Here is a 13,755-nt window from a genome sequence, read left to right on the forward strand (position 1 = left end):
GGCCGGTCGGTCTGGTGCTGGGCGTCCTGGCCTATGTGCTGTTCCTGCTGTCCCAGGTGGTGACCGCGACCACGCTGGACCGCACCAAATTGTCGCTTCAGCTCGCGCCGCTGCTCTGCACCGCCGCCTCGTTCCTGGCCTGGGAATTGTTCTGCCGGGCGTTTGGCGTGTCGACCTTCGTGCTGCCGGCGCCGAGCGACATCGCGCTGTCCTTGTGGGAATTCCGCCGCCAGATCGGCCTGCATTCGTTCCACACCGCCTGGATGACGCTCGCCGGTTTCGGCCTGGCGGTGGCCTTCGGCATCCTTCTCGGCCTGCTGCTCGGCGCCAGCCGCTTCTTTTATGCCGGCTTCTATCCGCTCCTGGTCGGCTTCAATTCGGTGCCGAAAGTGGCGGTCGTACCGATCCTGGTGATCTGGTTCGGGGTCGGCTGGCTGCCCGCCGTGCTCACCGCCTTCATGATCTCGTTCTTCCCGATCGTGGTGAATGTCGCGACCGGGCTTGCCACCATCGAACCGGAAGTCGAGGACGTGCTGAAGGCGCTCGGCGCCTCCAAATTGCAGATCATGACCAAGGTCGGCATTCCGCGCTCGCTGCCCTATTTCTTCGGCTCGCTGAAGGTCGCCATCACGCTCGCCTATGTCGGCTCGGTGATCGCCGAATACAACGCCTCGCGCTTCGGCATCGGCAATCTGATGGCGCGGGCTTCCGCCGACTTCAACGTGCCGCTGCTGTTCGCCTCCCTCATCGCGCTCGCGATCCTCGGGGTGGTCATGTACATGGCAACCGTCTGGCTGGAGAACCGCATGACCGGCTGGGCGCAGCGCTCGTCCTTCGCGGCCGGATGACGCATCGACACGCCGCGGTTGCCGCTTGCCCCGCCGGCCGCCCGGCCCCATAAATCGGGGCCTTGCGACCCATCCATCCGATCCCTCCTCGATAACGGGCCCCCATGAAAGCGCTCATCGATGTCATCGACATCGCCCTCAACATCTACAAGTGGGTGATCATCGTCTCGGCGGTTCTGTCCTGGCTCATTGCGTTCAACGTGGTGAATTACCGCAACCAGATCGTCGCGCAGATCGACCAGACGTTGCGGGCGCTGACCGAGCCGGTTCTGGCGCCGATCAGGGCGCGCATGCCCAATACCGGTGCGGTCGACCTGTCGCCGGTCGTGCTGCTGCTGGGCATCATCCTTATCCAGCTGGTGCTGGCCTACTACGTCCGACCCTATGTGTTCTGAGCGCCGGACATGACGGCCGCGCCCTATCGCCTCGCCAATGACACGCTGCTGCTCGACGTCAGGCTGACGCCGCGCGGCGGCCGCGATGCCCTCGAAGGGACCGACCGGCTCGCCGATGGCCGTGCGGTGGTCAAGGCCAGGGTCAGGGCGGTGCCGGAGGACGGCAAGGCCAATGCCGCGCTCGAGCAGCTGGTCGCCGATAGGCTCGGTGTCGCCCGGTCGCAGGTGTCGGTGGTCCAGGGCAAGACCGCCCGGCTGAAGACGGTTGCCGTCCACGGCGATCCGGTGAGCCTGTCGGCGGCGGCGGCCCGCCTGTTCGCCGCGGCCGCCTTGGCCGTTGCGGCCCTTGGCATCAGCACCCCGGCCGCGGCCCAGTTCGTCACCCGTGGCGATATCTGCGCCAGCCCGACCGAATTCGTGCGCACCCGCGTCATGGTCGAACGCGCCGGCCTGTCGGGACCGGACAAGAGCCGGCTCGTCCGGACGCTGCGGTCGGCTCAGTCGCTCGCCGAGGAAGGCTGCCCGAACCGCGATGGCTGGCTGATCCGCCGCGCGGTCGGCATGCTCAATGCGGTCAACCGCGAAGTGCGCAACCCGCCGGTCGATCTGCCGCTGTTTCTGAGGGATTGAACCGCGCCGGTCAGCCCTTGCGGTCGTTCGATGCCGGTGCGCCGAAGCTGACCGCACCGTCGACGACCGCTACCGGGCCCTTGTGCAGCTTTTCGGCAATGCCGTAGAGCTGCTCGCGCCGTTGCATCTCGGTCCAGACATCATCGGGGACAATGCCCATATCGACCCACAGCACGGTCAGATTGTAGAGCAGGTCGGCGCTTTCGCGCACCACAGCGTCACGATCGCCACACACGGCGTCGATGGTCACCTCGGCCGCTTCCTCGACCAGCTTCTTGGCCATTTTGGCCCGGCCGCCCTGCATCAGCCGCGCCGTGCGCGACTGGCCGGGATCGGTCTCCCGTGCCTTCAAGACGGCCTTGTGTAACCGCTGCATCGTGTCGGCCATCAATGATGTCTTCCTTGGAGAACTCCGCGAATCAGGACCGAAAATCGCTGCAATGATGAAACGGTGTCACAGAACCGAGGCAAGTCAATGACGCGAATCGACCGGTCCGCGACCTGCGCCGGCAAGAACTTCCGGTGCTGACAACTCATTGCATACAAGGAACGGGTGCCACGCAGAGAACGGGTGGCAGGCCGAACCGCAAAGACCGATAGGATGGGATCTCGCGACACGGATCGATTCGGGAAGGCGTCGTCATGTCTCCACGCGACTGGGCTCTCTTGTTGACGCTCTCGGTGCTGTGGGGCGGATCGTTCTTCTTCGTCAAATTGGCGCTTGCCGACCTGCCGCCGCTGACCGTCGTGCTGGCGCGCGTGACGATCGCCGCGGCGACCTTGTACGTCGTTGTCAGGACCACCGGCCAAGCCTTGCCGCGCGGCCGCAAAGCCTGGTGGACGCTGCTGGTCATGGCCATCGTCAACAATCTGATCCCGTTCTCGCTGATCTTTTCCGGCCAGACGGTCATTCCCTCCGGGCTCGCCGCCATCCTCAACGCCACCACGCCCTTGTTCACCGTGGTGGTGATGCACCTGTTCACCTCGGACGAAAAAGCCACGCCGCCCAAGGTCGCGGGCCTGCTCTTGGGTTTTGCCGGCGTCGTGGTGCTGATCGGGCCGGCCGTCACCGGCGCGCTCGACACACCGGTCTGGGCGCTGCTCGCCTGCCTGGCCGCCGCCATTTCTTATGCCTTTTCCGGTCTCTGGGGCCGCCGCATCAAGACGCTCGGCATCGAACCGGCGGTGACCGCCTGGGGTCAGGTGACCTTGACCATGCTGATGATGCTGCCGATCGTCGCTCTGCTCGACCGGCCCTGGACGCTGGCAAGCCCGAGCGGCACGACCATCCTGGCCCTGCTCGGGCTCGGCATCCTGTCGACCGCGCTGGCCTATGTGATCTTCTTCAAGATCCTGGCGAGCGCCGGCCCGACCAATCTGATGCTGGTGACCTTCCTCATTCCGGTCTCGGCAATCCTGCTCGGCAGCCTGGTGCTGGGCGAGCGGCTCGCCTGGACCCATGCCGTCGGCATGACGCTGATCGGACTTGGCCTGGCGGCGATCGACGGCCGGTTGTGGAAGCGCCTGATCGCCCGCACGGCTTGAGATCCCGGACTGCATCGCAATGGGTTATAGCCCGGCCGCCTCGGCCGGTCGCGCCGCCGAACAGCAGCAGCCGGAGGCCGGTGGCTCCCGATCATCGCTGACCCGGCTGACCCGTTCGGCCGAACGGCGCGCCTCGCGGGCGAGCGCCGACACGCGTGCGGCGTCGAGCTTGCCGTTGCGCAGCATGACATCGATGGCGACCAGGGCCTGATTGAGCTCGTCGAGCGCGTCGTGATCAGTCATGCCATTCCCCTAGCATCTGCGAACCTGGCGCAGAGGCTAGGGAGACGAGGTTTCAGACGCGCGCCATGCATCGAGACTAATGTTGCATGTCCCGAAATATGGCGCGCTGGCGCATCGTCGAACGACGCGGCTGCCGGCCCGCCCGAGTCCGGGAATAGGCCGGCGGACCGAGGTCAGCCCGGTTCGCAACGGGTTTCCGAGCGGATGGCGGCATCGACGGCGGCACGCGAATAAGGCAGCGCCGCATAGTCTCCGCTCACCCAACGCTCGAACAGGTCGCGGTAATGCGGCGAAGCCGGATTGCCCGACTGTCCCGGCGTGTTGATCGCAACCGACCGATCGAGATCGGCGAGGTCGACCACCAGCCGGAACGACGAGCCCATCATGGTGCGGAAATCGGTTGCCCGATATCCGGTATGCATCGGCGTCGCGCTCGATCCGCTATGCGGCAGCGGACCGACGGATGCCGCCTTGGCCTGTTCCGGCGTCATCAGCGCACTCAACGGATGGTCGAACTGGCCGTGATGCAGCTTGCCCCAGGCCCAGGCCTTCGGATCATCGCCGATCAGCGCCTTGACGTCGCGCACCGCCGCTGCAAGCGAACCCAGCAGGATCGCGTCGCGACCGGCCTTCGGATCGGCGCCGAACCGCTCGTCCGGATCTTCGAGGACGGCCAGCGTGCCCTCGACATCGCCCGGAACCATCAGGCCATGCAGATCCTGCGGCACGATCGCCGCCCACAGGGCCTTTTTCAGATGACGGCTCCACCAGACCTCGAACAGGGCCGCCGGCCCGGAGGTCGAGGTCAGCGCATGATCCCAGCCGGTGAACAGGCCGAGACCGAGCGCGGCGTCGGCGTCGCGGCTGGTCAGGCCGGCGAGAAGCCTGGTCGCCCGCCGCGCCGGCACCGATACGACATCGGTCTGCAAGGCGCGCGAGGTCGCCAGCCTGTGCGGTTTGACGGAGGCCAGCACCTCCTCGATGCGGGTGGCGCGCGCCCGTTCGACCCATTCGAAACCGATCGGATGGGCCTCGTGGTCCCAGTCCTCGGGCAGGTTCATTTCGTTGGCCGAGAAGACGAAGCCATGGGCCGGGTTTTCGGTCAGCGGCATTGTCGAACTGTCGCGGAAGCCCGCCCATTCATAGCGGCCGTCGCCGGGCACCGGCAGCAGCCCGTCCCAGTTCGGCCTGACCGGATTGATGCCCGCCGGCATCCAGGCCACCGTGCCGGCCTTGTCGGCATAGACGAAATTGACCGAGGGCGTACCCCAGCTCTCCGTCCCGGCGCGGAATTCGGCGAGCGTCCTGGCGCGCATCAGCTTGTGGGTGCCGAGATAGGGCGCGGTGCCCGGCTCGAACCAGACCGAGCGGATCGCATAGGCGCGGCGTTTGTCCCGGTCCTCGTGCACGACCGGGCCGTGGCGGGTGAATTTCAGCCGGAGCACCTGGTCGGGATGACCTTTGACCGACACGGTCTCCTCGACCACGCGCATCCGCTCCCAGGCGCCGTCGTAGCGGTAGAGATCCGCATCGTCCGGATCGGTCTCGTAGACATAGAGGTCTTCCTGGTCGATGTAGAAGATGGTGAGCGCCCAGGCCATGGTGCCGTTATGGCCGATATGAACGCCGGGAACGCAAGGCTCACCGGCACCGACCACGTCGAGGCCGGGCGCGCTCAGGTGCACCAGCGACCGCAGCGACGGCATGCCGTGCAGGCGGTGCGGGTCGGAGGCCAGGATCGGCTTGCCGGTATCGGTCAGGCTGCCATGCACCGCCCAGTTGTTCGAGCCGCTATGCTGGGCGTCGAGCACCACCTCGAGCAGATCGGTGACGCCGCGCCATTTCGGCGCGTCTTCCAGGCTGGCCGCGAGCCTCTCCTCGGAAAAGCTGGCGCTGGCGCCGGCGAGCTTGAGCAGGTCGAGCACGGCGAGCGGGATGCTCGCCGGATCGAGCCCCTCGGGCACCACAGGCACGACCGCCGGTTCGAGCGACCGGCGCAACAGGTCGGTGCGGTGATCCGCCTTGGCCAGGACCTGGCAGCGCAGCACCTCCGACAGCACATTGCGGCTGAGCGAGTGGGTGCGGATGCGCGAGACGTCGCCGGGCGCCCAGCGCGCCGGCCTGGTGCCGGTGAGGCCGAACTCGAAGGGCAGCAGCGACGGATCGGCTTCGGTCATCGCAATGAAGGCATTGATGCCCCTGGTGAAGGCGGTGAAGGTTGCCTTGGCCTCCGGCCCATAGGCGGCGAACTCCGCCTCCTGGTCGCCGCGATAGAGGAACAGCCGCGACGCGCGGTCCTGCTCGAGAAAGCCCGGCCCGAAATCGGCCGCCAGCAGGCCGAGGCCGCGCTTGCGCCACAGGTCGATCTGGAACAGTCGCTCGCGCGCCGCGTGGAAGCCCTGGAGGAAGAACAGGTCGGCTTCGTTCTCGGCGCGGATATGCGGGATGCCGTTGCCGTCGACCCCGATGGAGCCGGGAGCCGAAAGACCGGAAAGCGTGAGCGTCTGTGTGCGTGTCATGATCGATCGTCTTGGCCAAAAGGGCCGCGACTGTGCCATTGCGATCGCCGTCAGGCCAGCCGCGATCGAGCGCCCGGCACCTGCGCCGACGCATGCCTGTGAAACCTCGCATCTGGACAGACCCGCACGGCGTGCCAGAGTGGCGCATGATGGCCTAAGCTGAAAAAACCGGCAGCCGTTCCAGGGGACAGTCATGACATGTTTTTCTGCGCGCCGTTATTCGACCGGACGCTTTCCGGCCCGACGCCTGCTGCTTGTCCTGGCCGGCCTGGCCAGCCTGGCGGCGGCCAGCCTCGCCGCCCCGGCCCACGCCCAGGCTCCGGCCCCGGCCTTCGCACCGGCGATCGTCTATGATCTCGGCGGCCGCTTCGACAAATCCTTCAACGAGGCCGGTTATGCCGGGGCCGAGCGGTTCAAGCGCGAGACCGGCATCGACTATCGCGACTTCGAGATCCGCAACGATACCCAGCGCGAACAGGCGCTGCGCAATTTCGCGCAGCGCGGCCAGAATCCCATCGTCGCCGTCGGCTTCTCGTTCCGCGCCGCGATGGAAAAGGTTGCCGCCGAATTCCCCAACACCCGTTTTGCCATCATCGACAGCGCGGTGAACCTGCCCAATGTGCAGAGCGTGCTGTTCAAGGAGCATGAAGGCTCCTATCTGGTCGGCGTGCTCGCGGCGCTCCGCTCGCAGACCAATACCATCGGCTTCGTCGGCGGCATGGATATTCCGCTGATCCGCAAGTTCGCCTGCGGCTATGTCCAGGGCGCGCGCGCCGCCCGGCCGGGTATCACCATCATCCAGAACATGACCGGCACGACGGGTGCCGCCTTCAGCGATCCGGTGCGCGGCGGCGAACTGGCGCGCGGCCAGATCGCCCAGGGCGCAGACATCGTCTATCATGCCGCCGGCTCCACCGGCATCGGCGTACTGCAGGCGGTGGCGGATGCGGGCAAGCTCGGCATCGGTGTCGATTCCAACCAGAATGCGCTTCACCCCGGCCGCATTCTCACCTCCATGCTGAAACGGGTCGACGTGGCGGTGCACGCAGCCTTCGCCAGCGCGCGTGCCGGCACCTGGCGCTCCGGCATCACGGTCCTCGGTCTTGCCGACGGCGCGGTCGACTGGGCCGACGACGCCCACAATGCCGCGTTGATCACCGCCGAAATGCGCGCGGCCGTCGTCAAGGCTGCCGAGGACATCAAGGCCGGCCGGCTGCAGGTTCACGACTTCATGGCCACCAACAGCTGCCCGGTTCCATGAACATCACGGTTCTCGGCTCAGGCGACGCCTTTGGTTCGGGCGGACGGTTCTCGACCTGCCTGTACCTGACCGCCGATGACGGCACGACCATGCTGGTCGACTGCGCCGCCACCTCGATGCCGGCGCTCAACCGGGCCGGCATCGATCGCAACGCCATCTCGGCGATCCTGTTCACCCATTTCCATGGCGACCATTTCGGCGGCCTGCCGTTCTTCGTGCTCGACGCCCAATTCGTCACGCGCCGGCGCGCGCCGCTCACCATTGCCGGGCCGAAAGGAGTCGAGGAGCGGGCACACATTGCGCTCGAAGCCGCCTTCCCGGGCTCGTCTGGGGCAAAACGTGCCTTCGACATGCAGTTCATCGAGATCGCGCCCGGCGCGCCGGCCGAGGTTGCCGGCGCCGGCGTCAGCGCCTTCGCCATGATCCATGACGACAGGGCCGGGCCTTGCCTCGGCTACCGCATCGCGCGCGACAACAGGGTCTTTGCCTATTCCGGCGACACCTCCTGGACCGACCAGCTGATCCCGCTGAGCCGCGAGGCCGACGTCCTGCTGGTCGAATGCTACACCGTCGACCGCAAGCTGCCGAACCACCTGGACTATCGGACGCTCTCGGCCCATCTGTCCGAGCTCGCCGCCAAACGGATCATCCTGACCCATATGGGCTCGTCCATGCTCGAATGGGCCGAGGACCTGCCGGTGGAACGGGCCTTCGATGGCCTCGTGATCGCGCTATGACGGCCCCTGCCATTGCCATGACCGGCATCGACAAGCGCTTCGGCGCTGTTCATGCCAATAAGACAGTCGATTTCACGGTCGAGCGCGGCACGGTGCGGGGCTTGATCGGCGAGAACGGCGCCGGCAAGTCGACACTGATGTCGATCCTCTACGGTTTCTACGCGCCGGATCAGGGGCACATTGCCGTCAACGGCAAGGCGATCGACATTCGCGCGCCGGCCGATGCGATCGCCGCCGGCATCGGCATGGTGCACCAGCACTTCATGCTGGTCGAAACCTTCACGGTGGTGGAAAACCTCATGCTCGGCGCCGAGGGCGGCGCGCTGACCGCCCGCGGCGCGAGCGCGATGCGTGCCAGGCTCGCCGCGCTCAGCCGCGACTATGGCCTCGATGTCGATCCGGACGCGGTCATCGCCGATCTCGCGGTCGGTCAGCTGCAGCGCGTCGAAATCCTCAAAGCCCTGGTGCGCGGCGCCGACATCCTGATCCTCGACGAGCCGACGGCCGTCCTGACGCCTGACGAAGCCGACAAACTGTTCGTCCTGGTGCGTCGCCTGGCCGACGAAGGCAAGGCGGTGATCATCGTCACGCACAAGCTCAAGGAGATCATGGCGGTGACCGACCAGGTCTCGGTCATGCGGCGCGGCGAAATGGTGGCAACCGTCGAGACCGGCGAGACCAGCCAGGAGCAGCTGGCCGAACTGATGGTCGGTCGGCATGTCGCGCTCACCGTCGACAAGACTATCGCCGAAGCCGGCAAGACCGTATTGGAGGTGCGCGATCTCAGCCTGCGCGACAGCCGCGGCACGCTGCGCCTCGACCAGGTCGGTTTCGACGTCAAGGCCGGCGAGATCGTCGGCATTGCCGGCGTCTCCGGCAACGGCCAGTCGGAACTGCTCGAAATCATCGCCGGCATGCGGCGGCCGAGCTCCGGAACGATCGCGCTCGGCGGCGCGCTGCTGGATTGCGGCGGACGCGACGACCCGCAGAGCCTGCGCGCCCAGGGCCTGCGCCACGTGCCCGAGGACCGGCAGCGCCGGGGCCTGGTCAAGCCGTTCGATGCCGCCGAGAGCGCCATTCTGGGCTGCACCGACGAACAGCGCTTCGGTTTCGGACCGTTTCTCAACCATCGCGCCGTGGTCGCCGACTGCGCCAGCAAGATGGCAACCTTCGATGTGCGCCCGGCCGATCCGGGCCTGACCACGGCGCTGTTTTCCGGCGGCAACCAGCAGAAGATCGTGCTGGCGCGCGAAATCGAACGAGACCCGGTCCTGCTCCTGGTCGGCCAGCCGACCCGCGGCGTCGATATCGGCGCCATCGAACTGATCCATCGCCGGCTGATCGCGCTGCGCGACGAGGGCAAGGCGATCCTGGTCGTCTCCACCGAACTCGACGAGGTTCTGGCGCTGGCCGACCGCGTGCTTGTGATGAGCGGCGGCCGCATCACCGGCGAACGCCAAGCGGCGTCGACAGACGAGCGCGACATTGGCCTCTTGATGGCCGGCATCGGCGAGGCGCGCGAATGAACGATCGCGACCTGCCACTCTGGCTGACGGCGGTCGCCATTCCCCTGGTCAATGTCGCCGTCGCCTTCCTGGCTGCCGGCCTGGTGGTCACGCTGATCGGCGAGAGCCCGTTCGAGGCGCTGGCGATCATGCTGCGCGGCGCACTCGGCTCGGACTACGGCCTCGGCTACACGCTGTTTTATACCACCAGCTACATCTTCACCGGGCTCGCCGTGGCGGTCGCCTTCCATGCCGGCCATTTTAACATTGGCGGCGAGGGCCAGGCCCTGATGGGCGGCCTCGGCGCAGCCCTGGTGGCGCTGTCGCTGCCACAGCTGCCGGCACTCGTCCTGTTGCCGCTCTGCGTGATCGGCGCAGCCCTCGGCGGCACGGCCTGGGCTTTCATACCGGCCTGGCTGCAGGCCCGGCGCGGCAGCCACATCGTCATCACCACCATCATGTTCAATTTCATCGCGGGGGCTCTGCTCGTCTATCTGCTGGTCGGACCGCTGAAGATGGCCGGCTCCATGGCGCCGGAGACAGCGAAGTTCACCGATGCCGCGATCCTGCCTTCGATCGCCACCATGACCGGCTGGTTCGGCTGGACGGTCGCCCGTTCGCCGCTCAACCTGTCGCTGCTGATCGCGCTGGCCGCAGCCGCCGCCGTCTGGGTGCTGATCTGGCACACCCGGCTCGGCTACCGCATCCGCACCGTCGGCGCCAATCCGGATGCCGCCGTCTATGCCGGCATCTCGCCGGCGCGCGTCACCATGATCGCCCTGATGCTGTCGGGTGGCCTCGCCGGATTGATGGCGACCAACGAGATCCTCGGTGCCCAGGGGCGGCTGATCAACGAATTCGTCGCCGGCGCGGGTTTTGTCGGCATCGCCGCCGCCCTGATGGGGCGCGCCCATCCCTTCGGCATCGTGCTGGCAAGCCTGCTGTTTGGGGTGCTGACCCAGGGCGGCGCCGAGCTTGCCTTCGAAAAGCCGAGGATCACCCGCGAAATGATCGTGGTCATCCAGGGCTTCGTCATCCTGTTCGCCGGCGCGCTGGAGAGCCTGTTCGCCGAACGGCTGGCCGCGCTCTATCAGCGGTTCACCGTTCAGGAGGCTTGAATGATCGAAGCCTGGACCATCCTGCTGGTGGCCTGCGACAGCGCCATCAGGCTGTCGGTACCGCTGATCTTCGCTTGCCTCGCCGGCCTCTATTCGGAACGTGCCGGCGTGGTCGATATTGGCCTCGAGGGCAAGCTGCTGGTCGGCGCCTTCGCGGCCGGCGCCACCGCGGCGGTCATCCCCAATCCCTGGATTGGACTTGCCGCGGCGATCGGTACCTCGGTCGTCTTCGCGCTGATCCACGGTTTTGCCTCGATCAGCCAGCGCGGCAACCAGATCGTCTCCGGCGTCGCGCTGAACGTGCTGGCCTCCGGCCTCACCGCCGTGCTCGGCAATGCCTGGTTCGACCAGGGCGGGCGGACCCCGCAACTGCCCGCAAGCGCGCGTTTCAACGAGATCACCTTGCCTCTTGCCGAGACGGCCGCTGGCGTCCCGGTCATCGGCACCTTCTATGCCGACATCATTTCCGGCCATTCCGTGCCGGTCTATCTCGCCTTCATCCTGGTGCCGATCACCGCCTTCGCGCTCTATCAGACCCGCTGGGGCCTGCGCCTGCGCGCGGTGGGAGAAAACCCGGCGGCGGTCGATACCGCCGGCGTCTCGGTCGCGCGGCTGCGCTATCAGGCGGTGATCGTCGCCGGCATCCTGTGCGGCATGGGCGGCGCCTATCTCGCCATTGCCCAATCGGCCGGCTTCATCAACGACATGACCGCCGGCAAGGGCTTCATTGCCCTCGCCGCATTGATCTTCGCCAAATGGCGGCCTTGGGCCGCGCTCGGCGCCTGCCTGCTGTTCGGCCTGATGGATGCGACCGCGCTGCGCATTCAGGGCGCGTCTTTTCCGGGCATTGGCCAGGTGCCTGTTCAGGCCATCCAGGCTTTGCCTTATATCTTCACCGTGGTGCTGCTGGCCGGCTTCATCGGCCGGGCGACGCCACCCAAGGCCTCCGGCATTCCCTATGTGAAGGATCGTACGTGACACCGGAGCTGAAAGCCCTGTTCGACGCAGCCAGGCGCGCCCAGGCGCAAGCCTACGCGCCCTATTCGCGGTTCCGGGTCGGCGCCGCCATCAGGTCGGCCTCCGGCGCCATCCATGCCGGCTGCAATGTCGAGAATGCGGCCTATCCGGTCGGCGCCTGCGCCGAGGCCGGCGCGCTATCGGCCATGGTGCTGGCCGGCGACCGGCAGATCGCCGAGATCCTGGTGATCGGCGACGGGCCGGAGCTGTGCACGCCTTGCGGCGCCTGCCGCCAGCGCCTGCGTGAATTCTCGGCCGATGCCGTGCTCGTGCATGTCGCCGGGCCGGAAGGGCTGAGGCGCAGCTTCACGCTCGGCAGCCTGCTGCCCTTTTCCTTCGGGCCGGACAACCTGACATGACCGCCGCCGCGATCATCCGGCAGCGCACCGGAGCAGAGCCGTTCGACTGCGCCATCGTGCTCGGCACCGGGCTTGGGCCCCTGGCCGAGACGATCGCGGACGCGACCGTCATCCCCTATGCCGAACTGCCCGGCTTCCCCGGCGCCGGCGTCTCCGGCCATGCCGGCCGGCTCGTTGTCGGCCGCCTCGAGGGGCGGCGCGTCGCGGTCATGCAAGGCCGCGCCCATGTCTATGAACAGGGCGACGCGCGGGTCATGAAGCCGGCGATCGACACATTCGCCACGCTCGGCGCGCGCGCCCTGCTGCTGACCAATGCCGCGGGGTCGCTGAAGGCCGACATGCCGCCCGGCGCGGTCATGGCGATATCGGACCACATCGCCCTGTTCGGACCCAATCCGCTGATCGGTTTGCCCGGCGACGCGCGTTTCGTGCCGATGAACGACGCCTATCACCCCGGACTGACGGCGGCGCTCGCCCGCGGCGCGCAACGCGGCGGCGTCCGGCTGCACCAGGGCGTCTATGCCTGGGTCACCGGCCCGAGCTTCGAAACGCCTGCCGAAATCCGCGCACTGCAGCGCCTGGGCGCCGACGCCGTCGGCATGTCCACCGTGCCGGAGGTCATCCTCGCCCGCCATGCCGGACTTTCCGTCGTCGCGCTGTCCATGATCACCAACTATGGTGCGGGACTGGCGCCGCAAGCCCCGTCCCATGGCGAGACCAAGACGGTCGCGGCCGAGGGCGCTGGCGCCGTCGCAGCCGTGATCCGAGGTTTTCTCTCGGAGATGTCAGCATGACCAGGTCTATCTCGGCTCCTTTTGCCGCCCGCGCCGTGGCGCTGCTCGACCTCACCGACCTGTCGAACGGCCTTGACGAGGCCGGCGTCGAGACGCTCTGCAGCCGCGCCGTCACGCGGCTCGGCCCGGTTGCGGCGGTCTGCACCTGGGCCGGCTTCGTCCCCCAGGCCAAACGCCTGTTGAAGGACACGGGAGTGAAGGTCGCGACCGTGGTGAATTTCCCGGCCGGCGGCACCGACGTGACCCAGGTCGCCGACGAGACCCGTTATGCGCTGCTCGACGGCGCCGACGAGATCGACCTGGTTCTGCCCTGGCGCGCCCTGGTCAAAGGCGACCGCGAGACGGTCGGCGCGCTGATCGGCGCGGTGCGCAGCGCGGTTCCCTCGACCAGACTGTTGAAGGTCATCCTGGAGACCGGCGAACTGACGTCGCCGCACCTGATCCGCGAGGCCGCCCGCATCGCCATTACGACCGGCGCCGATTTCATCAAGACCTCGACCGGCAAGACCACGGTGTCGGCCACGCCCGAAGCGGTCCAGATCATGCTCGAAGAGATCCGTGCCGCGCCGCGGTCGGTCGGGCTGAAGCCCTCCGGCGGCATTCGCACGGTGGCCGATGCGGCCGCCTATCTGGCGCTCGCCGATGGCATCATGGGGCCCGCCTGGGCAAGCCCCAGAACCTTCCGTTTCGGCGCCTCCGGGCTGCTCGACGCGCTTCTGGCGGATCAGGCCGCTGCGCCGACGGCAACCGGCACCCCATATTAAAGATGGCCCTGACCGGTCGA

The 13,755-nt window shown here is 67.4% G+C and carries 14 protein-coding genes and 1 pseudogene; 12 read left to right on the plus strand and 3 right to left on the minus strand.

Annotation, left to right across the window (positions count from 1 at the left end):
- Positions 1 to 47: 47 nt before the first annotated feature.
- The 3 genes and pseudogenes from E8M01_RS11290 to E8M01_RS35980 form a co-directional block, all read left to right on the plus strand.
- Positions 48 to 848, plus strand: coding sequence for an ABC transporter permease (locus E8M01_RS11290; RefSeq protein ID WP_425467735.1), 801 nt, complete (start codon positions 48 to 50; stop codon positions 846 to 848).
- Positions 849 to 952: 104 nt separating this feature from the next.
- The gene (locus E8M01_RS11295) at positions 953 to 1,243 is read left to right on the plus strand and encodes a YggT family protein (RefSeq protein ID WP_136960207.1); all 291 of its coding nucleotides are present in this window, start codon (positions 953 to 955) and stop codon (positions 1,241 to 1,243) included.
- A 9-nt stretch (positions 1,244 to 1,252) separates the two neighbouring features.
- Positions 1,253 to 1,558: pseudogene (locus tag E8M01_RS35980) on the plus strand (DUF167 family protein); the annotation flags it as partial.
- 325 nt (positions 1,559 to 1,883) lie between these two features.
- Here E8M01_RS35980 and hisE read toward each other — a convergent pair.
- A complete protein-coding gene (gene hisE / locus E8M01_RS11305) occupies positions 1,884 to 2,261 on the minus strand; it encodes a phosphoribosyl-ATP diphosphatase (RefSeq protein WP_136960209.1) in 378 nt (125 codons plus the stop codon).
- 254 nt (positions 2,262 to 2,515) lie between these two features.
- Between hisE and E8M01_RS11310 the strand changes: the two genes are divergently transcribed.
- Positions 2,516 to 3,418: a DMT family transporter gene (locus E8M01_RS11310; RefSeq protein ID WP_136960210.1), complete on the plus strand. Its 903-nt coding sequence runs from the start codon at positions 2,516 to 2,518 to the stop codon at positions 3,416 to 3,418.
- Positions 3,419 to 3,442: 24 nt separating this feature from the next.
- On the opposite strand, the gene E8M01_RS11315 is transcribed toward E8M01_RS11310, so the two are convergent.
- Both E8M01_RS11315 and E8M01_RS11320 read right to left on the minus strand, forming a co-directional pair.
- The gene (locus E8M01_RS11315; RefSeq protein ID WP_136960211.1) at positions 3,443 to 3,661 is read right to left on the minus strand and encodes a hypothetical protein; all 219 of its coding nucleotides are present in this window, start codon (positions 3,659 to 3,661) and stop codon (positions 3,443 to 3,445) included.
- 173 nt (positions 3,662 to 3,834) lie between these two features.
- Positions 3,835 to 6,180, minus strand: a complete 2,346-nt coding sequence (locus E8M01_RS11320) for a penicillin acylase family protein (protein ID WP_215908877.1) — start codon at positions 6,178 to 6,180, stop codon at positions 3,835 to 3,837.
- 193 nt (positions 6,181 to 6,373) lie between these two features.
- On the opposite strand from E8M01_RS11320, the gene E8M01_RS11325 reads away from it, so the two are divergent.
- Genes E8M01_RS11325 through deoC form a run of 8 tightly spaced genes read left to right on the plus strand, consistent with a single transcriptional unit; the run spans position 6,374 to position 13,735 of the window.
- Positions 6,374 to 7,441 (plus strand): BMP family lipoprotein, encoded by a 1,068-nt coding sequence (locus E8M01_RS11325; RefSeq protein ID WP_136960212.1) that lies wholly within the window; start codon positions 6,374 to 6,376, stop codon positions 7,439 to 7,441.
- A complete protein-coding gene (locus E8M01_RS11330) occupies positions 7,438 to 8,178 on the plus strand; it encodes an MBL fold metallo-hydrolase (protein ID WP_136960213.1) in 741 nt (246 codons plus the stop codon). The genes E8M01_RS11325 and E8M01_RS11330 overlap by 4 nt, the downstream gene beginning before the upstream one ends.
- A complete protein-coding gene (locus E8M01_RS11335; RefSeq protein WP_136960214.1) occupies positions 8,175 to 9,704 on the plus strand; it encodes an ABC transporter ATP-binding protein in 1,530 nt (509 codons plus the stop codon). The genes E8M01_RS11330 and E8M01_RS11335 overlap by 4 nt, the downstream gene beginning before the upstream one ends.
- On the plus strand, positions 9,701 to 10,801 hold the full coding sequence (locus E8M01_RS11340) for an ABC transporter permease (RefSeq protein WP_136960215.1): 1,101 nt from the start codon (positions 9,701 to 9,703) through the stop codon (positions 10,799 to 10,801). The genes E8M01_RS11335 and E8M01_RS11340 overlap by 4 nt, the downstream gene beginning before the upstream one ends.
- Positions 10,802 to 11,779, plus strand: coding sequence for an ABC transporter permease (locus tag E8M01_RS11345; protein WP_136960216.1), 978 nt, complete (start codon positions 10,802 to 10,804; stop codon positions 11,777 to 11,779).
- Positions 11,776 to 12,177, plus strand: coding sequence for a cytidine deaminase (locus tag E8M01_RS11350; RefSeq protein ID WP_211596713.1), 402 nt, complete (start codon positions 11,776 to 11,778; stop codon positions 12,175 to 12,177). The genes E8M01_RS11345 and E8M01_RS11350 overlap by 4 nt, the downstream gene beginning before the upstream one ends.
- On the plus strand, positions 12,174 to 12,971 hold the full coding sequence (locus E8M01_RS11355; protein ID WP_136960217.1) for a purine-nucleoside phosphorylase: 798 nt from the start codon (positions 12,174 to 12,176) through the stop codon (positions 12,969 to 12,971). Before E8M01_RS11350 ends, E8M01_RS11355 begins: the two co-directional genes overlap by 4 nt.
- The gene (deoC, locus tag E8M01_RS11360) at positions 12,968 to 13,735 is read left to right on the plus strand and encodes a deoxyribose-phosphate aldolase (protein WP_136960218.1); all 768 of its coding nucleotides are present in this window, start codon (positions 12,968 to 12,970) and stop codon (positions 13,733 to 13,735) included. The genes E8M01_RS11355 and deoC overlap by 4 nt, the downstream gene beginning before the upstream one ends.
- Positions 13,736 to 13,755: the final 20 nt, after the last annotated feature.

This window comes from Phreatobacter stygius, assembly GCF_005144885.1.
Classification (GTDB): Bacteria; Pseudomonadota; Alphaproteobacteria; order Rhizobiales; family Phreatobacteraceae; genus Phreatobacter; species Phreatobacter stygius.